The organism is Rhizobium sp. S152, from assembly GCF_030380735.1.
GTDB lineage: Bacteria > Pseudomonadota > Alphaproteobacteria > Rhizobiales > Rhizobiaceae > Rhizobium.
Genome location: NZ_JAUDRZ010000003.1, coordinates 41,928 through 56,435, shown reverse-complemented (window position 1 = coordinate 56,435; position 14,508 = coordinate 41,928). Strand labels below are relative to the sequence as shown.

Annotated in this window: 12 protein-coding genes; 9 read left to right on the top strand and 3 right to left on the bottom strand. The window is 60.0% G+C overall.

From position 1 onward, the window contains the following. The first annotated feature begins 191 nt into the window (after positions 1–191). The 9 genes from QTL95_RS04930 (at position 192) to QTL95_RS04890 (ending at position 11,595) form a co-directional block, all read left to right on the top strand. Entirely contained in the window at positions 192–962 is a 771-nt protein-coding gene (locus tag QTL95_RS04930) for an aspartate/glutamate racemase family protein (protein ID WP_289718861.1), read from the top strand. A 51-nt stretch (positions 963–1,013) separates the two neighbouring features. Beyond that, entirely contained in the window at positions 1,014–1,907 is an 894-nt protein-coding gene (locus QTL95_RS04925; protein WP_289718860.1) for an ABC transporter permease, read from the top strand. Beyond that, complete coding sequence (locus QTL95_RS04920) at positions 1,907–2,710, top strand: ABC transporter permease (RefSeq protein WP_289718859.1); 804 nt, start codon at positions 1,907–1,909, stop codon at positions 2,708–2,710. The genes QTL95_RS04925 and QTL95_RS04920 overlap by 1 nt, the downstream gene beginning before the upstream one ends. 48 nt (positions 2,711–2,758) lie before the next feature. Then, positions 2,759–3,862 (top strand): ABC transporter substrate-binding protein, encoded by a 1,104-nt coding sequence (locus QTL95_RS04915; RefSeq protein ID WP_289718858.1) that lies wholly within the window; start codon positions 2,759–2,761, stop codon positions 3,860–3,862. Positions 3,863–3,919: 57 nt separating this feature from the next. Beyond that, on the top strand, positions 3,920–4,984 hold the full coding sequence (locus QTL95_RS04910) for an ABC transporter ATP-binding protein (protein ID WP_289718857.1): 1,065 nt from the start codon (positions 3,920–3,922) through the stop codon (positions 4,982–4,984). A gap of 78 nt (positions 4,985–5,062) precedes the next feature. Next, entirely contained in the window at positions 5,063–6,604 is a 1,542-nt protein-coding gene (locus QTL95_RS04905; protein WP_289718856.1) for a hydantoinase/oxoprolinase family protein, read from the top strand. A gap of 2 nt (positions 6,605–6,606) precedes the next feature. Continuing rightward, positions 6,607–7,695: a DUF917 domain-containing protein gene (locus QTL95_RS04900; RefSeq protein WP_289719186.1), complete on the top strand. Its 1,089-nt coding sequence runs from the start codon at positions 6,607–6,609 to the stop codon at positions 7,693–7,695. Between the two features lie 4 nt (positions 7,696–7,699). Next, positions 7,700–8,785, top strand: coding sequence for a DUF917 domain-containing protein (locus QTL95_RS04895; protein WP_289718855.1), 1,086 nt, complete (start codon positions 7,700–7,702; stop codon positions 8,783–8,785). Between the two features lie 74 nt (positions 8,786–8,859). Further along, positions 8,860–11,595 carry a LuxR C-terminal-related transcriptional regulator gene (locus QTL95_RS04890; protein WP_289718854.1) on the top strand — a complete coding sequence of 912 codons (2,736 nt, stop codon included), beginning with the start codon at positions 8,860–8,862 and terminating at the stop codon, positions 11,593–11,595. A 58-nt stretch (positions 11,596–11,653) separates the two neighbouring features. Here the strand turns inward: QTL95_RS04890 and QTL95_RS04885 are convergent, their stop codons facing one another. From QTL95_RS04885 to QTL95_RS04875, 3 genes are read right to left on the bottom strand one after another with little or no spacing between them, the layout of a single operon-like run. Further along, entirely contained in the window at positions 11,654–12,742 is a 1,089-nt protein-coding gene (locus QTL95_RS04885; RefSeq protein ID WP_289718853.1) for an ABC transporter ATP-binding protein, read from the bottom strand. Positions 12,743–12,745: 3 nt separating this feature from the next. Then, positions 12,746–13,573, bottom strand: a complete 828-nt coding sequence (locus QTL95_RS04880; protein WP_289718852.1) for a carbohydrate ABC transporter permease — start codon at positions 13,571–13,573, stop codon at positions 12,746–12,748. After that, a complete protein-coding gene (locus QTL95_RS04875) occupies positions 13,570–14,457 on the bottom strand; it encodes a carbohydrate ABC transporter permease (RefSeq protein ID WP_289718851.1) in 888 nt (295 codons plus the stop codon). Before QTL95_RS04875 ends, QTL95_RS04880 begins: the two co-directional genes overlap by 4 nt. Positions 14,458–14,508: the final 51 nt, after the last annotated feature.

The following is a 14,508-nucleotide window of genomic DNA, read 5'->3' as shown; positions in this document are numbered from 1 at the left end:
GCCACAAGATATCCATCTGATTTTACACCGTAAAATCGACTCCACCTACTCGTTTGGATAGGTAAGCGCTGTCTATGGAGCACAAATCACCCATCCAAAACTCTTGCCGACCTATGCGACAAACAGACTTCCCGGCGATGCCGGCATGCGGCACGGTTTGCCTATCCGAGCGACCCAACAGGAGCATGACGGTGCCAAAAGACGCAGTCGAAATTCGCGTTGTTTCCCCCATTGTCACGAAGGGTTTTCGCAAGATTGCCGACCTCAAGGCTCTGGAATATCCGGGTATCAAGGTCAGCCATGCCGAAATATCGACCGGCCCCGGTTCCATCGAATCCGAATTTGAAGCAGCCGTTTCCGTCCCTGGCACCGTTGCCGAAGTCTTGAGGGCCGAACGCGATGGTGCCGATGCCGTGATCATCGACTGCATGGGCGATCCGGGTCTGCGCGCCGCCCGCGAGGTCGCGACCATCCCCATCCTCGGCCCCTGCGAGACCGGCATGCATGTCGCTGCGATGCTCGGCCACAGATTTTCGGTGCTGACGGTCATGCGCCGCCTGCGCCCGTCCTTTGAAAACACCGCGGCGATCGCTGGCCTCTCGACGAAACTTGCCTCGGTCCGCAGTGTCGATATTCCCGTTCTCGAACTTGAAAGCGATCTCGAGCACACCAAGAAAATGCTGATCAGGGAAGGTATCCGCGCTGTCGAGGAAGATGGGGCCGAGGCTCTGATCTTTGGATGTACCGGGCTGATGGGCTGTGCCTCCGCCTTGCGCGAAGGATTGCTCGCGGCGGGCCTGGATATACCTGTCGTCGATCCCATTCCGACTGCGGTGTCCGTTGCCGTAGCACTCGTGCGGTCTAACCTCTCCCAGAGCAAATACACCTATCCCCTGCCGCCGGAAAAGACGTTGATCGGCTACGACGGCATTCGCCTGCCTGTGCCCATCGCTGCGGAATAGGTTCCCCAACACCGCCGGAGCTCAACCATGACAATAGCGCAGGCAGATTCTATGGCTGATACGCCCATCCGGACGAAGAGCCGGCGCGCCATGCTTGAGTTTCGGCTCTGGTGGCTGGTCGTTCCGGCATTCCTCTTCTTCATGATATTCTTCGTCATACCGGCAGCTTCGCTTTTCGGCCTCGCATTCAACAAGTCTGCCGCAGGCGTGATCGGCTTGACGAGCAACATTACGTTCGACAACTTCGTCCGCATTTTCACCCGCGAAAGCTACTACCAGTCGATTATCCGCTCGATCGGCATTTCGGCGGCGGTCAGCCTCGCGGCTCTCTTCTTCGGTTATCCGCTCGCCTACGTCGTGGCGAAGACTGTCAAGCCGAGCAAAGCATCGCTGCTGATGATCCTGATCCTGTCGTCCATGCAGCTCGACATGGTCATTCGCATGTATGGGCTGATGGTGCTTTTGGGCGATAACGGCCTGATCAATGGCGCGCTCCTGAAATCGGGGCTGATCTCCGCTCCGCTGCCGCTCATGTACAACACCTTCGGCGTGATCGTCGGTCTGGTCCAGATCACCCTGCCCTTCATGGTCCTGTCTCTGATCGGCATCATCAAGACGATACATCCGTCCCTCGAAGAGGCGGCGCGCAGTCTCGGCTCGTCGCGCTGGCATGCGTTTCGGACGATCGTGCTGCCTCTGTCGATGCCCGGCATTCTGGCCGGCACTCTGCTCGTCTTTGCCCTGTCGATGAGCTCCTACGTCGTGCCGGCGCTGATGGGCGGGTGGAAGGTGATGGTCATGCCCATTCATATCTATCAGCAGATCGCCGAGGTCGGCCGCTGGCAGTTTGGTGCCGCGATCGCCGTCGTCTTGTTCATCACCAGCATCGTCGCCGTTGCGATCTATCACCAGGCGGCAAGCCGCACGGCGGGAGGACGCATCTGATGCATAGCGAAACCGCCGTTCCCCTTTCGATGAAAGCAATCGCGCTGCTCGCCCTCGTCATCCTGCTGGCGCCGGCCGTCATCGTCATACTCGCCGGATTGAATGCCGGCGACTACCTGACGTTCCCGCCGCAGGGGCTGTCACTGCGCTGGGTCAGAGCTTTTCTCACCTCGCCGGTCTTTCTGAGCGCCTATGGCGTCAGCTTCGTCATCGCCTTCCTGTCAATGCTGATCTCGACCGTGATCGGCACCGCCGCCGCCGTCTATCTGACACGGTCTCAGGGGCGTATTCCGGCAATCCTCCGCGGCTTCTTCATGCTGCCGATCGTTCTTCCGGGTGTCGTGCTCGGGCTGGCCCTCTATGTGTTTTATATCACCAGCGGCATCGGTCTTGCCCGCACGATGGGGGGCCTTCTGGTGGGGCACGTCATTGTGACTTGCCCATTCGTCATCGCCACCGTCACCGCCGCTCTAGTGGGCTTCGACAGGTCGTTCGAGGAGGCCGCGCGCAGCCTCGGCGCATCGCCGCTCACCGCCTTCCGCCTTATCACCCTGAAGATCATCGGCCCCGCGATTTCGGCCGGCGCGCTCTTCGCCTTCATCGTGTCCTTCGGCCAGTTCGAGGTCACCCTGTTCCTTTCGACCCCCAACCTGCAGACGCTTCCGATCGCGATGTATGTGTCGATGCGCTACCAGTTCGAACCGACGGCGGCGGCGGCCGGGATCTTCGCCATCGTGCTCGTCGTGCTCTCCACCATCCTCAGTTCACGGCTCGTCAACCTCCGGCGCATCTTCGGCGGCTGACCACGGCTCTATCAATCAAGCAGACCAAAAACCAAAAAGGGGACTCGCATGACCGACAAGACTGATGGAATGACACGCCGTTCACTCCTGAAGATGGGCGCGGCGGCCGCGACCCTTCCTCTCTTCAACATCAACCACGCGTGGTCGCAGGATGTCACCTTCGACGGCCAGGCATTCGATGCCGGCGGTGCGGTACTGCGCGTCGGCGAATGGGGCGGCCCTTGGGGCGAGTTGGTGAACAAGTATCTGCTGGTCGATTTCCAGAAGGAGTTCAACTGCAAGATCGAGTACGACTCCACTTGGCCATGGTTTCCGAAGTTTGTCGCCGGCGGCGCCGAAAAGCCGCCGCTCGATATCACCAACTGGAACCTGCCGGAGATGTTCAAGACCGCAGGCGCGGGCGACTTCTTCCTGAAGCTCGACGAACTCCTGCCGAACATTCCGAACGGCAAGAATTTGTGGCCATTCGCCACTGCGAACGGAGTCGGTGTCACCTGGGCGTTCAACCAGTACGGCTATGCCTACCGGACCGATCTCGTCACGCCGCCGCCGGCATCCTTCAAGGATCTTTGGAAGCCTGAATTTGCCGGAAAACGCGGCACCTACATCACGTCAAACACGCTGCAGATGGACTTCTTCCTCGTCGCCTGCGGCGTATTCGGCAAGGATCAATACGATCTTGAAGCCGGCTACCAGGCCATGCGCGACCTCATGCCGGCGAAGATCTCCGACTTCACGGGCAACATGCAGACGCTGATGGACCGCGGCGAGGTGGTCATTTCCGTGTTGAGCGACGCCGAGCCGATGCAGGCACGCGACAAGGGCGCACCCTTTGCCTTCTGGTACTGGACGGAACAGCAGCCGATCCTGACCCAGACCTACACCGTCAGCAAATACGCCGAGCCGATGCAGAAGAAGCTCGCCTACGCCCTGCTTGATCGTGCTCTCGAGCCGGAATTCATCGGCAACATGGGCAAGGAATTCTATCTACGGCCGACCGTCAGCAACGCGGTTCTGCCGGACAATCTGGCTAAAGCCGGCGTGGTCAACAATGCCGATGCCATCAAGGGGTTCTGGGTTCCCGACTGGAAGGCCTATCTCGAAAACGAGGACGATATAGTCGAAACCGTCAACGGTATCTTTGCTGCCTAAACCATTGCCGGGGCGGCGAAAGTCGCCCTGCCATCTCCCGTAAGCCGAGGGTTCAGCATGGCCGATATCCACCTGAAGCAACTGAAGAAGTCATATGGCGACAGCGTCGCGGTCGCCGGGATAGATCTTTGCATCGCTCAAGGCGAGTTTTTCTCGCTGCTTGGCCCTTCCGGTTGTGGAAAATCCACGACGCTCAGAATGATCGCGGGGTTCATCCGCCCCAGTTCCGGCGAGATTCACATCGGCCACGACGACGTCACGGCTCTTCCGCCGGAAAAGCGCGACATCGGGATCGTCTTTCAGAACTACGCGATCTTCCCGCATATGAGTGTGGCGGACAACATCGCCTTCGGCCTCAAACTGCGGAAACTGCCAAGGCAGGACATCACAACGAAGGTGAAGGATGCGCTGCGTCAGGTCGGGCTCTCAGGCTATGAAGATCGCTTCCAGCGCCAACTGTCGGGCGGTGAGCAGCAGCGCGTAGCGCTTGCGCGCGTGCTCGTCACCGAACCGCGCATTCTCTTGCTCGACGAGCCATTGTCGGCGCTCGACAAGGCTCTGCGCGAAGAGATGAAGTACTGGATCAAGGATCTGCAGAAAAAGCTTGGCATCACCACGGTTTATGTCACCCATGACCAGGACGAGGCGCTGACCATGTCTGACCGGATAGGCGTGATGGAGAAGGCGCGCGTCGTTCAGGTCGGAGCGCCGGCTGAGATCTATGAGCATCCGCGAACGCTGTTCGTCACCACCTTCATCGGCCATTCCAACCTGATCGACGTCACCGTCAGGGACCGGCAGGCCGAGCGCATCATGGTGACGTTCGACGGACGGCCGCTACCGGCGCGCGCTCGCGAGGATGCCCGGGAAGGACAGCCCGCTAAGTTGGTTATCCGGCCGGAAAACGTCATCATCGAGCCGCCCGTCTCAAGCGAGATCAGCCTGCCGGCCACCGTGATCAGCGAGACCTATCAGGGCTCCATCGTGCGCTACCGCCTTTCCCTCGGCTCGCAGGAAATTGTCGCCGAGCGGCAGAACCAATCACAGATCAAGCGATTCCGGCCCGGTGAAACGGTCACGGTCGGCTGGGATCCGGAGCGTTCCGAAGCGCTCTTCGCCTGAGTGAATTCACACCGAAACAAGCCTGCGCTCGCGCCGATGGCCGGGCGATGGGCAAATTCGTTCTCATTGGAGGTCAAAATGCGTATTGGAATTGATGTCGGCGGTACGAATACCGATGCGGCGCTGATGGATGGCTCCACGGTGCTGGGCGCCTGCAAGAGCCCGACCACAAGCGATGTCGGCTCCGGCATTGTTGCCGTGTTGAAGCAGGTCTTGGAGATCACCGGCGTATCGGTATCGCAGATCAAGGCCGTGATGATCGGCACGACGCACTTCACCAATGCCGTCGTCGAGCGCAGGCGCCTTCTCGAGGTCGCGGCCGTACGGCTTGGCCTGCCCGCAACCAAGGCGCTTCCCCCGATGACCGATTGGCCGAAGGATCTCGCCGATACGCTGGGTCGGCATACCTTCATGGTTCGCGGCGGCAACGAGTTCGATGGGCGCAAGATCGCGCCTCTGGACGAAGCCGAGATCATGCGCATTGCGGGCGAGATCAGGACGCGCGGCCTCAAGGCCGCGTCGATCACCTCGGTCTTCTCGCCGGTCACGCCGGATATGGAACTGCGCGCCGCCGAGATACTTGCCAATGAAGTGCCGGACCTCTCCATTTCCCTCAGCCACCAGATCGGCCGCGTTGGCTTCTTGGAGCGTGAAAACGCCTCGGTGATGAACGCGTCTCTCGCCGAACTCTCACGAAAGGTCGTCAGCTCCTTCCGTAACGCCCTGAAAGAGCTCTCGATCGAGGCGCCATTCTTCATCAGCCAGAACGACGGTACGCTGATGGTCCCCGAATATGTCGAGCGTTATCCGGTGCTTACATTCGCCTCCGGGCCGACCAACTCCATGCGCGGTGCCGCGATGCTCGCCGGCGAGAAGGAAGCGATGGTCATCGACATCGGCGGCACGACCTCCGATGTCGGCATGCTGATGCAGGGCTTCCCTCGCGAATCCGCTGTCGCCGTCGATATCGGCGGCGTTCGCACCAACTTCAGAATGCCGGACGTGCTGGCGATCGGGCTGGGCGGCGGCTCGATTGTCCGTGACGACGGGTTACGCATCGGTCCTGATTCCGTCGGCTACGAAATCACCTCGCGCGCCCTCGTCTTCGGCGGCGACACGCTGACGACGACGGACATCGTTGTTGCTGCAGGCTTGGAAGATATCGGCGACCGCAATAGGGTCGCTCACATCTCGCCCCGGGTCATCGAAAACGCGCTCGATACCATCCACCGCATGGCCGACGAGGCTGTCGATCGCATGAAGACGAGCGCAGAACCACTGCCCGTGGTTCTCGTCGGCGGCGGATCGATCCTGATCTCGCGCGACCTTCCCTCGGCATCGAAGGTCATCCGGCCGCAGAACGCCTCCGTCGCAAATGCGATCGGCGCGGCAATCGCCCAGGTCGGCGGTGAGGTCGACCGCATCTTTTCGCTGGAAGGAACCTCCCGCGACGTCGTGCTTGGCGGCGCGAAAAAGGAGGCTGAAGAGCGGGCGCTTAAGGCCGGTGCCCAGAGCGGTACGGTCAACATCATGGACATCGAGGAGGTGCCGCTTGCCTATCTCCCGGGAAGCGCGACGCGCATCCGGGTGAAGGCGATTGGCGATCTGGTGGTCGCATGAGCATGAAACTGAACAGCCAGCAATTGAGCGACCTTGCCATCGGCGCGGCCTTTCTGGGAACCGGCGGCGGCGGCAATCCTTATGTCGGCCGCCTTATGGCCCAGCAATGCCTGGACGAGGGCCTGGAGATCGAGATCATCGATCCATCGGCGCTCGACGACGACATGCTGATCATCCCGACGGCAATGATGGGCGCGCCGACCGTCCTGGTGGAAAAGATTCCGAACGGCGAAGAAGCGATATTCTCGCTCAAACGCCTGGAGAAACATCTCGGGCGCAAGGCGCAGGCAACCATGCCGATCGAGATTGGCGGTATAAATTCGACCATTCCGCTGGTCGTCGGCGCGCGGCTGGGCCTTCCGATCGTCGATGCCGATGGCATGGGGCGCGCATTTCCGTTCCTGGAGATGGAAACCTTCGGCGTTTACGGCGTATCCGGCAGTCCCATGGCGGTGAGCAATGAATATGGCGACTGCGCGGTGATCCAGGCCGTCGACAACCGACAGATGGAATGGCTGTCGCGCGCCGTGGCAATCCGCATGGGGGGCTGCGCCTATATCGCCGAATATGCGATGTCCGGCGCCGACGTGAAGCGGACGGCCGTTCCGAACACGCTAAGCCTGGCGATCCGGATCGGTGAAGTCTTGCGCAGAGCGCGAGCCGCGCACGAAAATCCGATCGATGCGCTGCTCACATTCCTGCCCAGCACACTCTACCGCTACGGACGGACGATTTTCGCCGGCAAGATCGTGGACGTTCTCAGGGAAACCAAGAACGGCTTCTCTGTCGGCCGCGTCCGGATCGACGGCTTCGGTCCCTTCAGCGCGAGCATGGAAATCGAGATCCAGAACGAAAACCTAATTGCGCGCGTCAATGGTGAGGTCAAGGCGATCGTTCCCGATCTCATATGCATCATGAACACGGAAACGGCGGAGCCGATCACCAGCGAGGAACTGCGCTATGGGCAGCGCGTCACTGTCGTCGCCGTGTCGGTGCCGGAAATCATGCGGACGCCCGAAGCGCTGGAGGTCTTCGGCCCGACCTGCTTTGGCTTGAGCAAGCCGTTCGTTTCAATTGAACATATGGGGTGATGAGATGGCGTTGATTACGGAAAAGGATCTGGACGACATGGCTGTCGGCGCCGCTCTGCTCGGCACCGGCGGCGGTGGCGATCCCTATATCGGCAAGCTGATGGCCAAAGCCGCCATCGCGAAGTTTGGGCCGGTCGATCTGCTGCCGCTGAACGATGTGCCCGACACGGTAGAGATCGCCGCCTGCGGCGCCATGGGCGCACCGACCATCCTGATCGAGAAGATGCCGAGCGGCGAGGAAATCGGGCAGGCACTCAGGGCATACGAGGCGCGCACGGACAAGAAGATCGATGCGATCATTCCGTTCGAGGCGGGCGGCATCAATTCGATGACGCCGATCATGCTCGCCGCCGAATTTCGCCTGCCCGTCATCGACGCCGATGGAATGGGCCGGGCTTTCCCGCAGCTCGAAATGGAAACCTTCCATGTCTACGGCGTGCCGGCCTGCCCGGTGACGGTGGCGGACGAGCAGGGCAATGTCGTCATCATCGAGACCGATGATGCGGCGAAGGCCGAATGGCTGGCCCGTGGCGTGACGATCCGGATGGGCGGACAGTCCTATATTGTCAACTATGGCATGGATGGTCAGACCGCCCGGCGCGTATCCGTGCCTGGAACGATGTCACTGGCAATTGGGATCGGCAGAACCATACGAGCGGCGACCGAGAGCCATCGTGATCCGGTCGCTGACCTGATCACCTTTTTCTCCGGCACGCACTACGAGACCGCACGCATTCTCGCCTCGGGCAAGATTGTTGACGTTTCGCGACGCGAGCAGAACGGTTGGTCCGTCGGCGTTGTCACAATCGAGCCGTTCGATTCGACGCGCAAACCCGTTAGCATCCAGATTCAAAATGAGAATCTTGTCGCGGAAGAGGACGGAAAGGTGCTGGCCATCGTGCCGGATCTGATCTGCATCTTGGAGGCCGACACTGCCGAGCCGATAACCACCGAGCGCCTACGATATGGCCAGCGTGTCAACGTGTTGGGTGTCAAGGTGCCGCCGATCATGCGCACGCCGGAAGCACTGGCCGTTTTCGGCCCCGCTGCTTTCGGACTTGCGCATGAATATGCGCCGCTCGAGGCGTAAGCTGCCAGTCTGGCACGCTTTATGCATTTCGCTCTTGTCGGATTCTGTCCCAGCCGAACCCGTGAGGTAGTGCGATGCGCCAGCAGGAACCAACCTTAAGCGACGCCGGAAAAAAGCCGCTTCCTCAGCGGCTCCGGCCTCCACGGATGCTCTTCCAGGCAATCGAACGACCTTATCTGCTGTCCAAGATTTACGAGGGCCTTGCCCGGCAGATTGTCGTGATGCATGCCCCCGCCGGGTTTGGAAAGACGGCGCTCCTTCGAGAGAGCTATGTTTCACTAACGCGGTCACATTCGGAGATCGAGGCCATCCTGGGCGGTCGGATTGGCCACCGTGGCTGGCTGACCGTCATGCCGTGTCGAACCGAAGAGACAGTTCTGGCCGATCTCGTGTCGGCTTTGGATATTGACGCCGCATTCTCTATCACGACGCTATCGGACCTGATGGATGCCATTGCACTTCGATCAGACCTCACTATTCTGTTTGTCGATCAGATCGACGCTTGCACATCACACGCAGTGGCAGAGCTTTTTAGCGAACTGATGCTAACTGCTCCCGATACGCTACGTGTTGTTTGCGCGACCCAGTCGACGCGTCACCTTCCGATCGCGCGCCTCGGTGTTCGTGGCGTCGTCCTGGAAATTACAGCTCAACAGCTTGCATTCACCCGCAGCGAAATCCGTAACGCTTTCGGGAGGAACCTCGGGACCGCCGATGTCGACTCGCTCGCGAAATCCACCCGTGGCTGGCCGGCGATCGTACAAGGCGCGCGGATCGCACTTGATACGATCGACCGGGAAGAACGAGCCGCCTTGCTCGAAGGCACACATCGGACGCTGCTGAACTACGTCGACGAAGTTATCCTCAGCGGGCTTTCAGCACCTCTGCGCCGAGCCCTCCGGGCATGCTGCATCACCGAGGAATTTTCGTTCGACCTCGCCACCCATCTGACCGGCCTTTTTTTCACGCCAGTGGACGCCGAGACGTTGGATGATCTGTTTCCACTTCTCGATCGAGGAACATCCGGCTACGGCTGGTATCGCTTCCATCCTATTCTGCGCAGCTCCCTTGCGGCCGAACTTGCCGGCGAACCCCAGACGGATGAAGGTGCCCTGCACTCGTGCGCGGCGGAATGGTTTACCTCACACGGCATGCTGGAAAAAGGCGTTTCTCATGCTGCTCACGGCGGAAACTTTGCTCTCGCAGCAGATACGATCTGCCAAGCCGGAGGGGTCAACCTCTTCATTCGGGCAGGTCATACCGTGCTGGAGCATCTAATCCACGACCTACCTGCGTCCATCATCCATGCCTCACCCAGCCTCTCACTTTGCTACGTACTGGTACTTGCCAAAAAGGGAAGCCTCAGCGCCGCGCGAGAGTGCCTGGAGGCGATCAAGCAAGGCCGGGCGGACCGCCGGGAGGAATTTCTCAAAATAGATCCAATAACGCTCAATCATATTGATGGGCTCGTTAACGTCTACGAAGATCGTCATCTGGACGATTCCGATATTGCCGACCTCGAGACCCTTGCCGCCGGTTTCACCCCGCAATGCACCTGGGAGCTCGGCTGGATTCACAACCATCTATGCATCGCCTACACGAGGCGCGGCGACCTCGATCTTGCCCGGCTAAGTGCTTTGAAAGCGCTCAATCACTATCGCGACGAGCGCACTGCTTACTCGCAGATATTCATGCTGATTCATCTCGGATTGGTGCATTGCCTGTCCGGAAACTTCGCAGCGGCCTTGTCGTTTTGCCGCGAGGGCCAAGATCTGATCCAGAGTGCGCAATGGACCGACCGCAATCTCAGTGCCATTTGCGAGGTAGCCACCGCTGACATCCTCTACCTGCAGGGCGACATCTCGCTCGTCGAGAAAAGCCTGAGTACGGCGATCACACCGATCATCCGCGGCGAGGGCTGGATTGATATCTTTACCCGGCTGTTCTCTCTTCTCGCCCGCGCTCGACTACGTCTCTTCGGTATAGACGTTGCACTGGCCGCGGTCGACAAGGCCGAGGAAGTCGCGATAGAGCGCGGCCTGCCGCGTCTCAAGCTCGCGGCCGAGATCATGCGGGGCGACCTCTTCTCCAAGGCAAATATGGTCGAGCCCGCAGTTTTGCTGTGTGACCGGCTGATCTCGGACCGCGCCGCCGCCGCCAAGAACATCGGCAGTTGGACATGGCGGGAACGCAACGACTTCGATTTGGTCCTTGCCCGTCTACTCCTCTTGCAGAAGCGACCCACGGACGCGTTCGTCGCACTTGAGGCCGTTATCGACAGATGCCGCCGCCGGAACGAAGGCTACCATCTCCTGACCGCGGAGATATTGGCAACGCAGGCCGCTTGGAACGCGGGCAAACATGTTCACGCGCTCGAGATGTTCCAGGCATCGATCGCGCGAGCGCGGGCGCACGAGGCGACACAGCCCTTCATCGATGAAGGAACGGAATTCGCCACGGTGGTTCGGGCAATCATCAGACGCTTCGGTCTCAAAGTCTTCAGCGTGGACGCGGTCGATTTCATCAATCGAATGGTGGGCCAGCGCGTTAGGGGGAGCACCGGCCGAAGCCAACAGAATGGCTTTTCGAAAAGCGCCCTGACCGAGAAACTAACGGCAGGGGTGCTCAGCAAACGTGAACAGGAAGTTCTTCTTGAACTACACGACGGCAAGAGCAACAAGGAAATCGCCCGCACGCTCGGCCTCTCCGACGCAACCGTGAAGTTTCATCTCAAAAATATTTTTTCCAAGCTCGGTGTCAGCAGGAGAGCCATGGCGCTGGTCGTTTCGGACAGGCTGAAGCTGCATTAGTTTGCCCGATGAAGCGGGAAAGTCATGCCGAGGTCGCGTATTTTGCATGAAATGGACGTCAGTTTTCATAGCTGCCAAGCGCGATGCCGTCAGCGCTGAAGAGATTGGCTTTCAACGAATTCGCGGCCAGAGCGAGGCTCTCGCCGGTTCTGAGCGGCTGGTCGCCGCTCAGAACCGCCAGCCAGTTGACGCCGGATGACAGCTCCAAACTCACGATAGTCTCGTTGCCCAAACGCTCTACGAGCACGACACGACCGACGATCGAGCCGGTTGAACTCGGCACAAGGTCGTGTGGCCGGATACCCAGTGTCAGCTGGTCTCCGCGTCGAACGACTGACCCGTCGGCCTCGACTGTCAGATTGATGACATCCTCACCACTGACCGTAATGCGGTCGGCCTCGACCTTGGCTGCCCGCACCGGCACGAAGTTCATCTTCGGCGACCCGATGAAGCCCGCGACGAAAAGATTGGCTGGATGCTGGTAAAGCTCGATCGGTGAGCCCACTTGCTGCACGACGCCGCCGTCGAGCACGACGATCTTGTCCGCCAGTGTCATCGCTTCGACCTGATCGTGCGTGACATAGATCATGGTCGTGCCGAGTTCTTTGTGAAGCTTCGCAATCTCCATGCGCATGTCGACGCGAAGTGCGGCGTCGAGGTTGGAAAGCGGCTCGTCGAACAGGAATACGTCCGGTTGCCGGACGATGGCGCGGCCAATGGCGACGCGCTGCCGCTGTCCGCCAGAAAGCTGGCCCGGCTTGCGCTCCAGAAGATGCTCCATTTTCAGGATGCGCGCCGCCTCGCGGATTTTGCGATCACGCTCGTCCTTCGGCGTTCTGGCCAGCTTCAATCCGAAGCCGACATTGTCGTAGACGCTCATATGCGGATAGAGCGCGTAGGACTGGAAGACCATGGCGATGCCCCGATCGCGTGGCTCGACAGCATTGCACAGCTTGTCGCCGATATGCAACTCGCCCGAGCTGATGTCTTCAAGCCCCGCGATCATGCGCAGCAGTGTCGACTTTCCGCAGCCGGACGGTCCGACGAACACCACGAACTCGCCGTGGTCGATGGAGAGATCGACACCCTTGATGACGGGCAAGGCGCCATAGGATTTGTGGATCGATCTGAGAGAGAGACCAGCCATGATTTATCCTTTGACGGCGCCTGCGGTCATGCCCGCGACGATCTGCCTGTTGAAGAATAGGAAGACAATCAGGGGCGGAATGGTGATGAGCGCGATATTGGTGAAGAGCAGATTGTAGGCCGTGTTGAACTGGCTCTGGAAATTATAGAGCGTCAGCTGAACCGTCGCGTTGGCGTTGCCTGGCAGATAGTAGAGCGGATTGGTGAAATCGTTGAAGATGCCGACTGATTGCACCACGATATTGGTCACCGTCACCGGCCAGAGCAGCGGCAGGATGACGCGAAAGAACACATCGAGCGGCCGGGCGCCGTCGATGATGGCGGCTTCGTCGAGGTCACGCGGGATGGTGGCGATGAATGCACGGTAGAGAATGATGGTGAAAGGCAGGTTGTAGGCCACCTCCACCAGGATCATGCCGTGGAGCGTGCCGAACAGCTTCAGCCCCTGCAGCAGCCAGATGGTCGGAACCACCGCCGGTGGGATCATCAGTCCGGCGAGAATCAGGAATTCGACCAGCGGGTTCCACCGGGTCTTCCTGCGCGCCAGGATGAAGCCGACCATGGCGCCGAAGACGACCAGCAGCGTCACACTCGCGACTGTCAGGATGGTCGAGTTGACAAAGGCCGTCACCAGCATCCAGTTGCGGGTCGAAGCGACGGTGACCAGATTGTCCCATAGATGAAAGCCGGTGGGCCAGGAGAAGTCGAGCAGGTTCGCCTGTCGCTTGTCCTTGAACGTCATCAGGATGATGAACGCAAAGGGGATGACGAAAACCACGAAGGAAATGAGCACGGCCACGATGCCGCCGATGACTGATGCGCGCGACCTCACTGATGTCCCTCCCGGCGGTTGAGTATGATCGTGATCGGCACCACGAGTACGGCAATGAGGACGAACAGCACGACGTTGCCGGCGGTTGAAAGCCCGAAGAAGCCGGACTGATACTGCTTGTAGATCACCGAGGCGATCGTGTCGGAGGCAAAGCCCGGCCCGCCCTTGGTCATCGCCCAGATCAGGTCGAAGGTGCGCAGGCCGCCGATGAAGGAGAGCGTGACCACGGTCGCCGTCGCCGGCCGGCTGAGCGGCAGGGTGATGTAGAGGAAGCTCTGCAACTTCGTGCCGCCATCGATCCGCGCCGCTTCATAGTAGTCTTTCGGGATCGCCACGATGCCTGCGATATAGATCACCGTCGCCAGACCGACGCCCTTCCAGACGTCGACCAGCGCCACCGAGATCAGAGCGAGGCTTGGATCCGTCAGCCAGCCCGGCCCCTTGATGCCGATAAGTGCCAGACCCTCGTTGATTGCGCCCTGCGTCGGATGCATCAGCACCGTGAAGGTGATACCGACGCCGATCGTCGAGACCAGTACGGGAAAGAATACGAGCGAGCGCAGCAGCCCCCGTGCCAGGATCTCGCTCGTCAACATGACCGCCAGGAGCATGCCGAGGACGACCTTCAGCCCCGAGGTGATCACCGCATAGATGATGGTGTTGACCAGCCCCTTTATCAGAAAGGGCTCGCGAAGAAACTGGGCGAAATTATCAAGCCCGATGAAGCTGGAACTGAAAAGGCTCCAGCGCGTAAGGCTGAAATAGAAGGATGCGAACGTCGGTAGAAGAAACAGAATGCCGTAGATGACGGCGGCAGGCAGGTAGAACCATCCGGGATAAGACGACCGGCGCATGGGGGAAGCGGAAATAGCGGATGCGGCCATGAGGACTCCAGAAACAGCGGCCGGGACCCCGGGCGACGTGTCATCGCCAGG

Excerpts from the sequence above, each read along its gene's own strand:
- QTL95_RS04895 (WP_289718855.1), top strand. The coding sequence starts at position 7,700 with ATGGCGTTGATTACGGAAAAGGATCTGGACGACATGGCTGTCGGCGCC.
- QTL95_RS04900 (WP_289719186.1), top strand. The coding sequence starts at position 6,607 with ATGAAACTGAACAGCCAGCAATTGAGCGACCTTGCCATCGGCGCGGCC.
- QTL95_RS04885 (WP_289718853.1), bottom strand. The coding sequence starts at position 12,742 with ATGGCTGGTCTCTCTCTCAGATCGATCCACAAATCCTATGGCGCCTTG.
- QTL95_RS04905 (WP_289718856.1), top strand. The coding sequence starts at position 5,063 with ATGCGTATTGGAATTGATGTCGGCGGTACGAATACCGATGCGGCGCTG.
- QTL95_RS04875 (WP_289718851.1), bottom strand. The coding sequence starts at position 14,457 with ATGGCCGCATCCGCTATTTCCGCTTCCCCCATGCGCCGGTCGTCTTAT.
- QTL95_RS04915 (WP_289718858.1), top strand. The coding sequence starts at position 2,759 with ATGACCGACAAGACTGATGGAATGACACGCCGTTCACTCCTGAAGATG.
- QTL95_RS04925 (WP_289718860.1), top strand. The coding sequence starts at position 1,014 with ATGGCTGATACGCCCATCCGGACGAAGAGCCGGCGCGCCATGCTTGAG.
- QTL95_RS04910 (WP_289718857.1), top strand. The coding sequence starts at position 3,920 with ATGGCCGATATCCACCTGAAGCAACTGAAGAAGTCATATGGCGACAGC.
- QTL95_RS04890 (WP_289718854.1), top strand. The coding sequence starts at position 8,860 with ATGCGCCAGCAGGAACCAACCTTAAGCGACGCCGGAAAAAAGCCGCTT.
- QTL95_RS04920 (WP_289718859.1), top strand. The coding sequence starts at position 1,907 with ATGCATAGCGAAACCGCCGTTCCCCTTTCGATGAAAGCAATCGCGCTG.